Source organism: Micromonospora sp. L5 (assembly GCF_000177655.2).
In the GTDB taxonomy this organism is placed as follows: domain Bacteria; phylum Actinomycetota; class Actinomycetes; order Mycobacteriales; family Micromonosporaceae; genus Micromonospora; species Micromonospora aurantiaca.
The window spans coordinates 6,000,728-6,013,440 of record NC_014815.1 but is presented as its reverse complement, the minus strand read 5'-3'; the positions used below and the strand labels follow the sequence as shown (position 1 = coordinate 6,013,440).

Annotated in this window: 12 protein-coding genes and 1 pseudogene; 6 read left to right on the top strand and 7 right to left on the bottom strand. The window is 74.1% G+C overall.

Going from position 1 to position 12,713, the window contains the following annotated elements; translation table 11 throughout:
- The first annotated feature begins 36 nt into the window (after positions 1 to 36).
- From ML5_RS27760 to ML5_RS33005, 3 genes and pseudogenes are all read left to right on the top strand, one after another.
- Complete coding sequence (locus tag ML5_RS27760; RefSeq protein WP_013285974.1) at positions 37 to 636, top strand: sulfite oxidase-like oxidoreductase; 600 nt, start codon at positions 37 to 39, stop codon at positions 634 to 636.
- Between the two features lie 40 nt (positions 637 to 676).
- Complete coding sequence (locus tag ML5_RS27755; RefSeq protein ID WP_201766756.1) at positions 677 to 1,396, top strand: ferredoxin reductase; 720 nt, start codon at positions 677 to 679, stop codon at positions 1,394 to 1,396.
- A gap of 17 nt (positions 1,397 to 1,413) precedes the next feature.
- Positions 1,414 to 1,614 (top strand): annotated as a pseudogene (locus tag ML5_RS33005) (DUF6510 family protein); the annotation flags it as partial.
- Here ML5_RS33005 and ML5_RS27750 read toward each other — a convergent pair.
- Positions 1,540 to 3,312: a glycosyltransferase family 2 protein gene (locus ML5_RS27750; protein WP_013477044.1), complete on the bottom strand. Its 1,773-nt coding sequence runs from the start codon at positions 3,310 to 3,312 to the stop codon at positions 1,540 to 1,542. The pseudogene ML5_RS33005 and the gene ML5_RS27750 sit on opposite strands and share 75 nt — an antisense overlap.
- A 172-nt stretch (positions 3,313 to 3,484) precedes the next feature.
- On the bottom strand, positions 3,485 to 4,138 hold the full coding sequence (locus tag ML5_RS27745; protein ID WP_013285977.1) for a C39 family peptidase: 654 nt from the start codon (positions 4,136 to 4,138) through the stop codon (positions 3,485 to 3,487).
- Between the two features lie 1,178 nt (positions 4,139 to 5,316).
- On the opposite strand from ML5_RS27745, the gene ML5_RS32165 reads away from it, so the two are divergent.
- Positions 5,317 to 5,844 (top strand): GNAT family N-acetyltransferase, encoded by a 528-nt coding sequence (locus tag ML5_RS32165; protein WP_236619305.1) that lies wholly within the window; start codon positions 5,317 to 5,319, stop codon positions 5,842 to 5,844.
- A 32-nt stretch (positions 5,845 to 5,876) separates the two neighbouring features.
- Here ML5_RS32165 and ML5_RS27735 read toward each other — a convergent pair whose 3' ends face one another.
- A complete protein-coding gene (locus tag ML5_RS27735) occupies positions 5,877 to 7,322 on the bottom strand; it encodes a M20/M25/M40 family metallo-hydrolase (protein WP_013477042.1) in 1,446 nt (481 codons plus the stop codon).
- A 100-nt stretch (positions 7,323 to 7,422) separates the two neighbouring features.
- Between ML5_RS27735 and ML5_RS27730 the strand changes: the two genes are divergently transcribed.
- A complete protein-coding gene (locus tag ML5_RS27730) occupies positions 7,423 to 8,721 on the top strand; it encodes an NAD(P)/FAD-dependent oxidoreductase (RefSeq protein WP_013477041.1) in 1,299 nt (432 codons plus the stop codon).
- A gap of 27 nt (positions 8,722 to 8,748) precedes the next feature.
- On the opposite strand, the gene ML5_RS27725 is transcribed toward ML5_RS27730, so the two are convergent.
- From ML5_RS27725 to ML5_RS27715, 3 genes are read right to left on the bottom strand one after another with little or no spacing between them, the layout of a single operon-like run.
- The gene (locus ML5_RS27725) at positions 8,749 to 9,864 is read right to left on the bottom strand and encodes an AI-2E family transporter (protein WP_013477040.1); all 1,116 of its coding nucleotides are present in this window, start codon (positions 9,862 to 9,864) and stop codon (positions 8,749 to 8,751) included.
- A gap of 39 nt (positions 9,865 to 9,903) precedes the next feature.
- A complete protein-coding gene (locus ML5_RS27720; protein ID WP_013477039.1) occupies positions 9,904 to 10,737 on the bottom strand; it encodes a spermidine synthase in 834 nt (277 codons plus the stop codon).
- Positions 10,738 to 10,763: 26 nt separating this feature from the next.
- Positions 10,764 to 11,735 (bottom strand): DUF2267 domain-containing protein, encoded by a 972-nt coding sequence (locus tag ML5_RS27715; RefSeq protein WP_013477038.1) that lies wholly within the window; start codon positions 11,733 to 11,735, stop codon positions 10,764 to 10,766.
- 183 nt (positions 11,736 to 11,918) lie between these two features.
- On the opposite strand from ML5_RS27715, the gene ML5_RS27710 reads away from it, so the two are divergent.
- Positions 11,919 to 12,233 carry a hypothetical protein gene (locus tag ML5_RS27710; RefSeq protein WP_013285984.1) on the top strand — a complete coding sequence of 105 codons (315 nt, stop codon included), beginning with the start codon at positions 11,919 to 11,921 and terminating at the stop codon, positions 12,231 to 12,233.
- 93 nt (positions 12,234 to 12,326) lie between these two features.
- On the opposite strand, the gene ML5_RS27705 is transcribed toward ML5_RS27710, so the two are convergent.
- Entirely contained in the window at positions 12,327 to 12,674 is a 348-nt protein-coding gene (locus tag ML5_RS27705) for an STAS domain-containing protein (protein WP_236619304.1), read from the bottom strand.
- Between the last annotated feature and the right edge of the window lie 39 nt (positions 12,675 to 12,713).

Here is a 12,713-nt window from a genome sequence, read left to right as displayed (position 1 = left end):
CTGCCCCGGCGGGACCGGCGGTGGTACGACTGACGGGTGGGAATCGTCTCGCCCGGCTTCCAGGGCCGGCCCCGTACGTCCGCGCCCGACCTGCCGCCGGGGCAGTACCTCACCGAGGACTTCCCGGTGCTCTCCGCGGGCCCGACGCCGCGCGTGCCGCTGGACACCTGGGAGTTCGTGCTGACCAGCGAGACCGGCGCGGAGTACCGCTGGTCCTGGGACGAGATGATGGGCCTGCCGCAGGACACCCCGACTGTGGACCTGCACTGCGTCACCCGCTGGTCCAAGCTCGGCACCACCTGGCAGGGCGTCTCCCTGGACACGCTGCTCGACGGCGTCGACACCGAGGCCCGGTACGCGCTGGCGCACTCCTACGGCGGCTACACCACCAACCTGCCGCTCGACGACCTGCGCGGCGGGCGGGCCTGGGTGGTGCACACGTACGACGGGGGGCCGCTGCCGGCCGAGCACGGCGGACCGGCGCGGCTGCTCGTGCCGCACCTGTACCTGTGGAAGTCGGCCAAGTGGGTGCACGGCATCCGGCTGCTCGCCGACGACCGGCCCGGCTTCTGGGAGACCGCCGGTTACCACGACTACGGCGACCCGTGGCGCGAGCAGCGCTACCAGGGCGACTGAGGTGACGGCGCAGGCCGAGGGCCGCCGCGTCGCGCCGCTGATGTGGCGGGTCGCCCGGCTGGTCGAGCGGCGGATCGAGACGCCCACCGCGCAGACGCTGGTGCTGGACGTGCCCGGCTGGCCCGGGCACCTGCCCGGGCAGCACGTCGACCTGCGCCTCACCGCCGAGGACGGCTACCAGGCCGCCCGGTCGTACTCGCTGGCCGGCCCCGCCGACGGCGAGCGGATCGAGGTGACGGTGCAGCGGGTACCCGACGGCGAGGTGTCGCCGTACCTCACCGACACCTACGCCGAGGGCGACCCGCTGGAGGTACGCGGCCCGGTCGGCGGCTGGTTCGTCTGGCGTACCGACGACACCGCGCCGGTGCTGCTCGTGGGCGGCGGATCCGGCGTGGTGCCGCTGATGGCGATGATCCGCGCGCGCCGCGCCGCGGGCAGCCGCACGCCGTTCCGGCTCGTCTACTCGGTGCGCACCCCCGACGACGTCATCTACGCCGACGAGCTGCGCCGCCGCGCGCGCGACGACCAGGGCGTCGACGTCGCGTACGTCTACACCAGGTCCGCGCCCGAGGGCTGGCGCGGCGAGCCGCACCGGATCGGCCTGGCCGACGTGAACAGCCACGGCTGGCCGCCCGACCTGGAGCCGCTGTGCTACGTGTGCGGCCCCACCGGATTCGTGGAGACCGTGGCCGACCTGCTGGTGGGGCTGGGTCACCCGACCCGGCGCGTGCGGACCGAACGGTTCGGCCCGACCGGCTGAGAACCCGAGGAGGGCGTATGACCGACCTGTCCTACGTGGACGGCAACATGCTCGACGGGCCGTTGCGTGAGTTGTTCGCCGTCGACCTGAGCGCCACCACCGGCCGCTGCGAGACCTGCGGGACGACCGGCCCGATGGCCGGGCTACACGTCTACTCGCACGCCCCGGGCCTGGTCGGGCGCTGCCCCGCCTGCACCGGGGTGATGGTGCGGCTGGTCCGCGCGCCGCAGCGGGCCTGGCTGGACCTGCGCGGCACCACGTACCTCCAGGTGCCCATGCCGGCCGAGCAGGGCTTCCGGGCCGCGCCCTGACGTCTGCGCCGTTACTGGACCGCGCCTGCCGCGCCGGCGCAGCCGCCCGACGAGCTGACCCACCGTCACCGGCACCACGGAGAGCACGAGCTGACCATTGCGCGGGTCGACTGTCGCCGCCACCCCGTACAGCCGGGCGCCGTGCCGCAGCAGCCGGGGCCGCCCGGCGGCGAGCCGGGGCGCGCGCACCGCGGCCCCGCCGCGCCCGTGACCGCCGTCCACCTCGGCGCGGACCGGATGGCGCTGCCCGCTGGCGGAGCTTGCCGCCAGGAGCCGGTCGAGTGCGAAGTCCGTGCGGAGCGTGCGGCCGGTCGGATCGCCGGCGTCCATCCGGGTGGCGCCCACGACCGAACCGGCCAGCATCCGCACCGGCCCGGCCTCCGTGGCGAACCGGGGGTACGGGCTGCGCGTCGTCACCGTCAACGTGTGCCCGTCGACCCAGCTCACGTCGACGGTGTCCAGCCGCGCCAGCCAGTCGGCGCGCACGTCGGTGACGTCGGTCCACCGCGCCGGGGCACCCGGGTAGCCCGCGTGCCAGCGGTCACCGGCGAACACCGTCGCCGGCACGCCCCGGCCGCTGTCCTGCTCGATCACCGCCAGCAGGTCGTCGACTCCGCCCGCGGTCACCGCGCCCAGGCGCAGCCGGGCCTCGATGTCGAGCCGGTCCCGCAGACCGTCGGTGACGTGCCGCCGCACCAGCCGCGCGACCGTCGCGTGCACCCGCTCCTGCGCGGCCCGGTCCAGGTGCCGGAAGTCGTCGCCGACGAGGTTCGCCAGTTCCAGCCCGGCGTGACGGCGCAACACCGCGTCCCGGCGCGCCCCGGCGGGGATCAGGTCGGCCACGTACGCGAACAGCCGCTCCACGCTGACCAGGCGCTGCTCGACCCGGCTGTGGTAGGTGATGTTGCGGGCGTCCAGCCGGCGCACCGCGTGGTAGTAGTCGTAGTCGGCGAGCACCGAGATCCGGCGGGCGTGGTAGCAGGCGGCGAGCGTGAACGGCTGGTCGCTGAGCACCGGCATGTCCTCCGGGAACCGCAGCCCGAGCCGGTCCACGAGGTCGCGCCGGAACAGCTTCGTGTTCGCCAGCGACCAGGGCAGCGCCGAGTCGAACAGGCTCACGTCGACCGCGTTGCCGTCGGCGAACACGTCGGAGAACACGTGCCGGCCGTTGACCCCGACCACCTTGCCGAGCACCACGTCCGAGCCGTACCGGTCGGCGGCGGCGACCAGACGCTCAAGGGCCTCCGGACCGAGCCGGTCGTCCGAGCCGAGGAAGAAGACGTACCGGCCGGTGGCCAGGTCCAGTCCCCGGTTGCAGGGCGACGCCGGGCCACCGGAGTTGGGCTGGTGGACCAACCGCACCGTGCCGGGGTGCTTCGCGGCGTACCGGTCCAGCAGGCGGCCGCTGCCGTCGGTGGACCCGTCGTCCACCGCCACGATCTCCATCCGGCCCGGCCCGATCGTCTGCCGCAGCACCGAGTCGAGGCAGGACCGCAGGTAGCGCAGCGTGTTGTAGACAGGCACGACCACGCTCACGTCGGGGCGGCTCGGCGCGGCTGGGCGGGGCGTGGTCGGTGGGCGGTGCGTCGCCTCCTCGGCTGCCACAGCTGCTCCTTCACGGTCGCCCGGACGATCCGGCGCGACCCAGCGTGGTGGAGCGAGCCGTCCGGGTGACGACACCGGCGTGACGGCGAGGTGACCGGAAGGCAGCCGTTGGATACGCGCGAAAGGGCCCGACCCCGTGGTGGGGGTCGGGCCCTTCGTCATGGTCGTTCGGTCAGGAGCTGTAGCCGCGGCTGGCGATCCAGCGGGCGAGCTCGTCGACGTCCATCCGGTAGGAGGCCTGGTTCGGGTTGGCCGAGTCGGCGATCGTCACGACCTTGCCGCCGTCGCGGTAGCCGACCACGCTGATGTAGTGGCCACCCTCGAAGGAGTGGGCGTTGCCGTCGGTGTCGGTGGCGGTGCCGGCGATGTTGGCCACCACGGCACGGCCGTCGTCGACGGTCTTGACCACGTCGGCGCGCAGCTTGTCGACCTTGTCGCGGTCGCGGGCCTTGTCCACGGGGATCTCGGTGGACTTGTAGACGTCCTTACCGGTCTCCTTGTTCAGCACCGGGGTGATGTCGTTGATGGAGTTGGTGCCGGCCTCGGTGGTGCCCATCTCCTCGGCCATGGCGTGCACGTCGATGTTCTTGCCCTGCACGCTCAGCGCGTTACGGGCGGCGGCGGGGCCGCAGAAGTAGAAGTTGGGCTGCGCCTCGTAGCGCACGTCGAGTTCCCGCTCGCCGTGGCCCTTGCGGTCGGCCACCACGCTCGTGGTGCCGGTGGTGGGGGCGGCATGGGCGGCGATGGCGGGGCCGGCGATGCCACCAGCGGTGGCGACGACACCAGCAGCGGTCAGAACGGTCTTACGCAGCAGAGTGGTAGCCATGATGGTTGCCTCCCTGAAGTGGGGGGTGACGCGGCAAAGGGGGGATGCCGCGAGGGGGAAAAGTCTTGGGGGGCCCGTGGAGAGAGGGCTGGCACGCGGGCGGCTCGGAGGGCCTGCTCTACGCGGCTCGGGGATGTAACGACCTGCGGACCGGGGTCATTCCCGCCGACCGTGGCTCACCCGGTCGGGGCGGTACGGCCCGAGGGGGCCTGTCCGGCGGCGTGGCCTCGCGGTTCGGCCCGGTGGATGTAACGACCGGCGGGCCGGGGTCATTCCGTGGCTCTCGGCCGGGGCGACGACCTGGGGGAGGTAACGGCGTCCGGCCGGCGGCCATTCCGGGGGACGGCGGGGTGCCCGTCGTCCGGGGATGTAACGACGACCGGGCCGGGCCGATTCCCTGACCTATCCGGGCGCCCCTGGCGGGCCGGTGCCCGGCGCTCGACCTGGTGCCTGGGCCGTCAGCCATGTTCAACGCCTCGCGCCCGCCACCGATTCCACCCCCACGGTGGCACCGACCACAGCCCCGCCAGGCTCAGCGCAGCGAACCGGACACCGCGGACCGAACCACCCGACCGGGTGCCGATGGTCCCGTCCGAGGCGCGGACGGATCCGTCCGAGGTCAGCCTCGACGCCGGTCGTCACAGCTCCACCCCGCCCGCCCACGCGATCTTGCAGTTTGGTGCCCGGCGAACCTCGCAAAGCGGGCATCCCTGGAGCGCCAAGTGCAAGATCGCGTGGGCACGTCGGTCCGTCACCTGTGCCGCACAGGAGCCAAAAGGTGCCGTGCGGGGCTACAAGGCGTCGTTCCCCGCACAATGAGATCGGCAGGCCACATCATGGGAGCCGGGGAGATCTTGGTACGAAAGGGCCCCCATGAGGGCCGTTTCGTACCAAGATCTACGGGCCCCGCCTGGGGCGAGGCGGAAGCGGCGTCGCGGCCCGCCTTCCCGGGGCGGTGGACCGGCCGGGACGGGCGGCACGTCGGGGCCGGGGCGGGCGGCCTCACGTCCGGGCTGGGACGGGTCGCCTCACGTCGGGGCGGGACAGGGGGCGGGGAGGTCGTGCCGGAAGTGGGCGCCGGCGCGGAAACGCGCACTCCGGACGCGGCGGGCAGTGTGGCGGAGGGGGAGTGCACCCCCGGATGCGGTGGGGTGGACGCGGTGGCGGAGAGTGGCGCTGTGCGATATCTGCGCAGTGACGGACGCGTCGCCATCCGCCGTCCCCGTCCGGCTGACGAGGCGGAGTTCGTCGCCGCCGTCCGGCGCAGCCGCGACCTGCACCATCCGTGGCTCTCCGCGCCCGATGACGCGCAGCGCTACGCGGCGTACCTGCGCAAGATCCGGGGGCGGGACAGCGCCGGGTTCCTGTTCTGCGACCGGGCCACCGGGCAGATCGCCGGATATGCGAACATCAGCGGCATCGTGCTGGGCGCGCTGCGCGGTGGCTACCTCGGATACGCGGCGTTCCGCCCGTACGCGGGCACCGGGCACGCCTCGGCCGGGGTGCGGCTGGTGATCGAGTACGCGTTCGGGCCGCTCGGTCTGCACCGGCTGGAGGCGAACATCCAGCCCGGCAACGAGCCGTCGAAGCGGCTGGCGCGCCGGCTCGGTTTCCGGCTGGAGGGGTTCTCCCCGGACTACCTGTTCATCGACGGCGCGTGGCGCGACCACGAACGCTGGGCGATCACCGCCCCGGCGCCGGACTGAGTGCGGCGCCGGAGGACGGTGACCGGCCGGTCTCAGCTGCCGGGCTTCGGGAAGGCGACCGGGCTGCGGTGCCCGTCCCGGTCGACCGCCCGTACGCCGAAGAACACGTTGTCCTTGGACAGGTCGATGGTCACCTCGGTGACGTCGCCGACCGGCAGCACCTTCTGCCACTGGTCGGCGGTGGTCTCCCGCCACACCACCTCGTACACGGCCAGGTCCGGCTCGGGCCCGCGCTGCCACCGCAACGTGGTGTCGTTGGTCAGGTTCGTGGTCACCACGGTGACGCCCTTGGGTGTGCCGGGCGCCTGGGCCAGTGACCACAGCGTCGCGGCGTTCACCCGCGCCACCCGGGTGATGTAGCCGAAGTCGCAGAACTGCGGCAGGTCGCCGTACTGCACCCCGTCGACGACCCGCACGTCCTGGTGCTGGTGGGCGAAGTCCTCGTTGGGCTCGGTGAACCGGCCGGCCGGCCAGCCCTCGCGCAGGAACGAGATGTGGTCGCTGCCGCGCAGGTAGCGGTCCCGCCGGTAGATGACGCGCACGTCCATGCCGGTGGCGGAGTTCCCGGCCACGTCGGTGACGAACCGGGCGAGCTGCCGCGACGGCGAGTCGTTCTCGCCGCCGACGGACTGCCGCACGCTCGCCTCGGCCGGGGTCTCGGCGGTCGGCACGCCCTCGGCGAACAACCGCACGGTACGCGGGTCGCGCGTGCCGTCGTCGGCGGTGCTGGACCCGACGATGTCGTTGCTGAACATGGCCTGGACATCGGCGCCGGCCGCCTTCAACTGCGAGGCGAGGTACGCCGAGCCGTACAGCCCCTGCTCCTCGGCTGCGACGGCGGCGAGCACGATGGTGGCCTCGGTGCGGCGGGTGGACAGCACCCGGGCCAGCTCCATCACCACCGCCACGCCGGAGGCGTCGTCGTCTGCGCCCGGCGCGTCGCTGACCGCGTCCATCACGTCGGTCGCCCGGGAGTCGTAGTGGCCGGTGATGACGTACACCCGCTCGGGCGTGACGTCGCCGCGCAGGGTCGCCACCACGTTGGTGATGGTCGTCGGGACGGGGATGCGGGAGGCGGGCTGCTGGACGTACGACTGGAGTTCGACAGTCATCCGGCCGCCGGACGCGGCCGCGTACCCGGAGAGCTGGGCGTGGATCCAGTCGCGGGCGGCGCCGATGCCGCGTACCGGATCGGTCTGGCTGGACAGGGTGTGGCGGGTGCCGAACGCGGCGAGCCGGCGCACGACGGCCTCGATCCGGCGGCCGTCGATCTCGCGCAGCAGCGCGGCCAGCTCGCGGCCGGGCCGCTGCGGCCGGGCCGGACGGCCCGGGCCCGGGGAAGCGCCGGTCGCGGCGGCGGCCGGGGCGGCGGTGAGCGGGGTGGCGACGGCGGCGGCGGTGGCCGCGGCGGAGGCGGTGAGGAAGGTACGCCGGCTGGACCTCGTGGGCCGACCCTCGGCGGTCTCGTGGTTTCCCATCCCGGCATCCTCGCGCCGATCACGAGGAATGTCCATATAGCCGCTGATGGATGGATCACGGGCACGTTTGTCGCAGGTCTGCCCGGGAACGGCAGCAGGCATGACGAAACCACGGGTGGTGATCGTGGGGGCCGGGTTCGCCGGGTACCACGCGGCCAAGACGTTGCGCCGACTGGCCCGCGACCGGGCCGAGATCGTCCTGCTGAACACGACCGACTACTTCCTCTACCTGCCGCTGCTGCCCGAGGTGGCGGCAGGTGTGGTGGAGCCGACCCGGATCGCGGTGCCGCTCGCCGGCACGCTCGACGGCGTCCGCGTGGTGATCGGCGAGGCCGACCGGGTCGACCTGCAGAACCGGTGGGTCGGCTACCGCTCCGTCGAGGGCGACCACGGGCAGCTCGCGTACGACCGGCTCGTGCTCAGCGTGGGCAGCGTCAACAAGCTGCTGCCGATCCCCGGCGTGACCGAGTACGCCCACGGCTTCCGCGGCCTGCCCGAGGCGCTGTTCCTGCACGACCACGTGGTCCGGCAGGTCGAGCTGGCCGAGCTGACCCAGGACCCGGCCGAGCAGCGGGCCCGCACCACGTTCGTGGTGGTCGGCGCCGGCTACACCGGCACCGAGGTGGCCGCGCACGGGCAGCTGTTCACCGACCGGCTGATGGCCCAGCGTCCGCACCTGAAGGTCCGGCCGCGCTGGATGCTGCTGGACGTGGCGCCCCGGGTGCTGCCCGAACTGGACCGGCGGATGTCCGTCACCGCCGACCGGGTGCTGCGCAAACGCGGCGTGGACGTGCGGATGGGCACCTCGGTCGCCGAGGCCACCCCGGACGGGGTGATGCTCACCGACGGCGAGTACGTCCCGACGTGCAGCCTCGTCTGGTGCGTGGGCGTACGCCCCGACCCGTTCGTGGCCGAACTGGGCCTGCGCACCGAGAAGGGCCGGCTGGTGGTCGACGAGTTCCTCAACGTTCCCGGCTACCCCGAGGTGTTCGCCTGCGGCGACGCCGCCGCCGTGCCCGACCCGACCCGCCCCGGGCAGGTGTGCGCGATGACCGCGCAGCACGCCCAGCGGCAGGGCAAGCTGGCGGCGCACAACATCGCCGCCTCGTACGGTCAGGGCGTGCGCAAGTCGTACAAGCACCATGACCTGGGCTGGGTGGTGGACCTGGGCGGCAAGGACGCGGCGGCGAACCCGCTGAAGGTGCCGCTCGCAGGGCTGCCGGCCAAGGCCGTCACCCGCGGCTACCACCTGCTGGCCATGCCCGGTAACCGGCCCCGGGTCGCGGCGGACTGGGCGCTGGACGCGACGCTGCCCCGGCCCGCCGTGCAGCTCGGGCTGGTCCCCGCGAACGCGGTGCCGCTGGAGAGCGAGTCACCGGAGCTGGCCCGCCGCCACTGATCGCCGCACGCACCCGCCGGCCGGCTCTCACCCGCCGGCCGGCGGCCGTTCCGGTGCTCCGGCGCTACCGGCCGCACCCGGGTCGGCCGGTTCGCCGTCGGCGGGCTGCGGCAGCGCCTGCCGCCCGGCGGGCGCGAACTCGCGCAGCAGCACCTGGACGATGCCGGCGGCCGGGATCGCCAGCAGCGCCCCCACCAGCCCGGCCAGCTCGACCGACAGCAGCACGCTGACCAGCACCGTCAACGGGTTCAACCGGACCGCGCGGCCCATGATGACCGGTTGCAGCAGATGGTTCTCCACCTGCTGGTAGACCACGAAGAAGACCAGCACGACGAGGCCGGCGGTGGGGGAGTGCAGGAACGCCGCGCCGGCCGCGGCGAGCGCGCCGAGCGTGGCGCCGACGAGCGGGATCAGGTCGAACACGGCGACCGCCAGCGCGATCACCGCGGCGAACGGCACACCGAGCAGGAACAGTACGACGAACGTCAGACCGCCGCAGATCAGGCTGATCAGCAGGTTGCCGCTCAGGTAGCCGGTGACGATCCGGGACGAGTCACGCCCGATCCGCCGCAGCCGCGCCGCCGCGCCGTCGCCGGTGAGCCGCAGCGTGGCGGCCACGATCTTCGGCGCCTCCAGGACCATCAGGTACGCCAGCACCACCACGGTGACCAGCGCGGCGACCGCCTGGGCCACGCTGCGGACCACCCCTACCGTCGGGTCGCCGAGCCGGGCGCCGTACCGGCGCAGCTGGCCGGGTTCGGCGTAGCGGAGCAGGTGGAAGCGGTCCAGCAGCCGCCCGAGCGGCCCCTGCCCGGCCTGCGCCTCGCGTACGATGTCCGGCGCCCGGTCGGCGAAGCGGCCCACCTCGTCCACCAGCGGCACCACGATCAGCGCACCGACGGCGGCGAACAGCGCGAACGCGGCCAGGAACACCAGCAACGTGGCGAGCGCGCGGCGGCGTACCCGGCGTTCGAGACGGTCCACGAGCGGTTTGAGGGCGACCGCGAAGAACACCGCCACCAGTCCCCACACCAGCACCCGCCGGGTGGCCCAGACCAGCGCCAGCCCGACCCCGGTGGCGAGGACCAGACCGATCACGATCAGCGTCCGGCGCGCGATGGACCGATCGTCGGCGGCGCTCATCCGGCGCGGCTACCCGCGATGGGGGTACGAAAACCCGGCTCAGCCCAGGTCGGCGTCGGTGACCGGGTGGGCACCCGCGGCGAACGCGTCGAGCGTCGCGCCGTGCAGCACCGTTCCGGGCACCGGGTCGGCGGCGACGCGGGTGGCGAGCCGGATCACCGGGATCCGCCCCGCCGTGGGCGTGGCGGCGAGCACCACGTTGCCGTACCGGCATCCGCGCAGCATCCGTCGGTCGGCGACCAGGCAGACGTCGGCGAACACCGCGCGCAGCGTGGCCACCTGTGACCGGGTGTGCGCCAGCGGAGGCAGGTCGGTGAGGTTGATCAGGTAGAGGCCGTCCGGGCGCAGCACCCGGGCCACCTGCGCCGCGAACTCGACCGCCGCCACCTGCGGCGGCATCCGGGCCGCCCGGTACACGTCGGCCACCACCACGTCGTACGTCCCGGGCGGCTCCTCGGCGACCGCCTCCCGGGCGTCGCCGAGCGCCACCACCACCTCCGGCGGCAGCCGTGGCAGTTTCCGCCGGACCAGCTCGACCACGCCCGGATCGCGCTCGATCACCCGCTGCGCCGAACCGGGCCGGGTGCTCGCGAGCCAGCGCGGCAGCGTGAGCGCGCCGCCGCCGAGGTGCAGCGCGGTCAGCGCCGCGCCGCGCGGGGCGGTCAGGTCGATCGCGGCGGCGATCCGCCGCACGTACTCGAAGTGCAGGTACCGGGCGTCGGCCACGTCCACGTACGACTGCTCGACCCCGTCGGCCAGCAGCGTGCGCCCGGACGGGCGGGCCGGGTCCACCACGATCTCCAGGGTCTCGGTGTCGTCGTGATCCACGGCGGGACACGGTACCGCGCGGCCACGGGCGGCCCCGGCCCGCATGGGACCGGGGCCGTTCCGCCGCCGGGTCAGCCGGCCGCCATCCCGGCGCCGGCCTCGTCGACTGCCGCGTCCACCCGGTGCGCGAGGTCCACGTCCGCCGCCGTCACGCCGTCGACCTGCTGGGTCCGGACCGTCAGCACGGCGTTGTCCGGGTCGGGACGCCCGATCTGCGGCGAGCGTCCGACGTCGGACTTGAGCCGGTCCAGCCGGTCGAGCACCCGGTCCAGGTTGCCGCCGGGGAGCTCGATCGTGCGCACGAGCGAGCGCCTGTCACTGGACCAGTAGGGCAGCGTCGCGAGCGCGTCGCGCAGCTCCGCCTCGGTCAGCGGCGCGGTGGCCGAGGACGCGCCCACCAGGCCGCCGCCGAAGTCGGCCGGCCCGAGCAGGTCACGCAACTCGTCGGGTACGCGCAGCGACTCGACCAGATCCGCGTCGGCCTCGGCGAGCGCGGCGAGCGTCGCCTCGGCCTGGTACCGCGCCTGCTCCGGGGTGAGGCGGCTGTACCGGCCGACCTCGGCCAGGAAGCCGGGCAGGTCGCGGCGGCGTTCCATGCCGTGCACCGGCACCACGTCGTGCAGGGTCAGCGGCACCGCCTCCAGCAGCCGCTCCCGTTCCGTCTCGTCCAGCGCCCGGGCCAGGGCCAGCACGGTGGCCTCCGCCGCGACCCTGGCCGCGGAGAAGTCCACCCCCGCACGCCGGCTCACGTCGTCGACGAGATCCCGGTAGCCCATCGAGACCCCGGGTGACGGTGTCGGGTCCGGCAGCGGGCGCGGCCGCTCCGCGACCGCGGCCGGCGGCGGCGCGGGGCCACCCCGGGTCGTGTCCGGCTTGTGCCGTCCGGCCGGCGGCGGGCCGGACCGGTCGTGCTGGTCCAGCGAGGTGACCTGCTTGGACGCGCTGAGGCTGGCGCCGGTCTGGCTCGGCCGCAGCCCTCGCTCGCGGGCCTCGCGGGCCAGGGCCCGGCGGCGCTGGTTGTCGCCCTCCATCTGCTTGCGCATCGTCGCACCTCGTTCCTGGGTCGGTTGCGCTTGCGCCGACCGCGTTCCCGGCGCTGCCGGGAAGGTAACGGCGGACCGTCCGGCGGACGCTTCATTCGCTGCGGGTGAGGAGCGCTCACCCCGGCGGGCGGCAGGCTCGGACGGACCGGACAACTTCCGACGCACGCGGAAGGGCAGGTCGACATGAAACGGATCGTGGAGATCGTCCCCGCCCGTCCCGGCTGGTACGCCCGTTGGCGGATCGGCCCGGACGACACCCGTTCCTACCCGGTGACCCTCTGGGCGCTGCTGGAGCACCACGACGGCAGTGGACGCGAGGTGGTCGGCGTCGACTGCGTCGGGCAGTGGCCCGGAGCGGACGACGACGACATGAGCGGGGACTTCGTCCGTTATCTGTTCCAGACGCCCGATTCCGGCGCGCCGGAGGACGTCGAGCCTCCAGTCGCGGGGCAGTCGCGCGACGAAGCACCGCACCGGCAGGCCGCGCCCGCCGTCTGAGCCATCCTCCCGGCCCCCGGCCCCTGGTCCCAGGGTCGGGGGCCACCCCTGTCCGCGGGGCGTCCGCCCGTCTCGCGGGCGGCGCCGGCCGGGTCAGCCCGCCTCGCGGGCGCCGCCGGTCAGCTCCTGCGGCGGGGCGGCCAGCAACTCGGCCAGGCCGGTGCGGTCCAGCAGGTGCCTGATCTGCGGGTTCAGGTTCAGCAGGCGGATCGCCCCGGTGCCGGCCCGGTGGATCACCACGAGCGCGCTCAGGCCCGAGGAGTCGCAGAGGTCCACCCCGGCGAAGTCGAGTTCCAGCTCCTGGTGACCGTCGCGGCGCAGGCCGGCCACGGCGTCGACGAGTTCCGGCGCGGTGTCGAAGTCCAGTTCCCCGGCCAGCCGCACCCGGGCGGAACCGACGTCGAGCCGGTCCACCTCGATGGTCAACATCTGGGAGGGCACGTACCCATGTTCCCAGCCGGGCACGGCCGGGAAACCCCC

Excerpts from the sequence above, each read along its gene's own strand:
- ML5_RS27755 (WP_201766756.1), top strand. The coding sequence starts at position 677 with ATGTGGCGGGTCGCCCGGCTGGTCGAGCGGCGGATCGAGACGCCCACC.
- ML5_RS27745 (WP_013285977.1), bottom strand. The coding sequence starts at position 4,138 with ATGGCTACCACTCTGCTGCGTAAGACCGTTCTGACCGCTGCTGGTGTC.
- ML5_RS27735 (WP_013477042.1), bottom strand. The coding sequence starts at position 7,322 with ATGGGAAACCACGAGACCGCCGAGGGTCGGCCCACGAGGTCCAGCCGG.
- ML5_RS27730 (WP_013477041.1), top strand. The coding sequence starts at position 7,423 with ATGACGAAACCACGGGTGGTGATCGTGGGGGCCGGGTTCGCCGGGTAC.
- ML5_RS27725 (WP_013477040.1), bottom strand. The coding sequence starts at position 9,864 with ATGAGCGCCGCCGACGATCGGTCCATCGCGCGCCGGACGCTGATCGTG.
- ML5_RS27720 (WP_013477039.1), bottom strand. The coding sequence starts at position 10,737 with ATGCGGGCCGGGGCCGCCCGTGGCCGCGCGGTACCGTGTCCCGCCGTG.
- ML5_RS27715 (WP_013477038.1), bottom strand. The coding sequence starts at position 11,735 with ATGCGCAAGCAGATGGAGGGCGACAACCAGCGCCGCCGGGCCCTGGCC.
- ML5_RS27710 (WP_013285984.1), top strand. The coding sequence starts at position 11,919 with ATGAAACGGATCGTGGAGATCGTCCCCGCCCGTCCCGGCTGGTACGCC.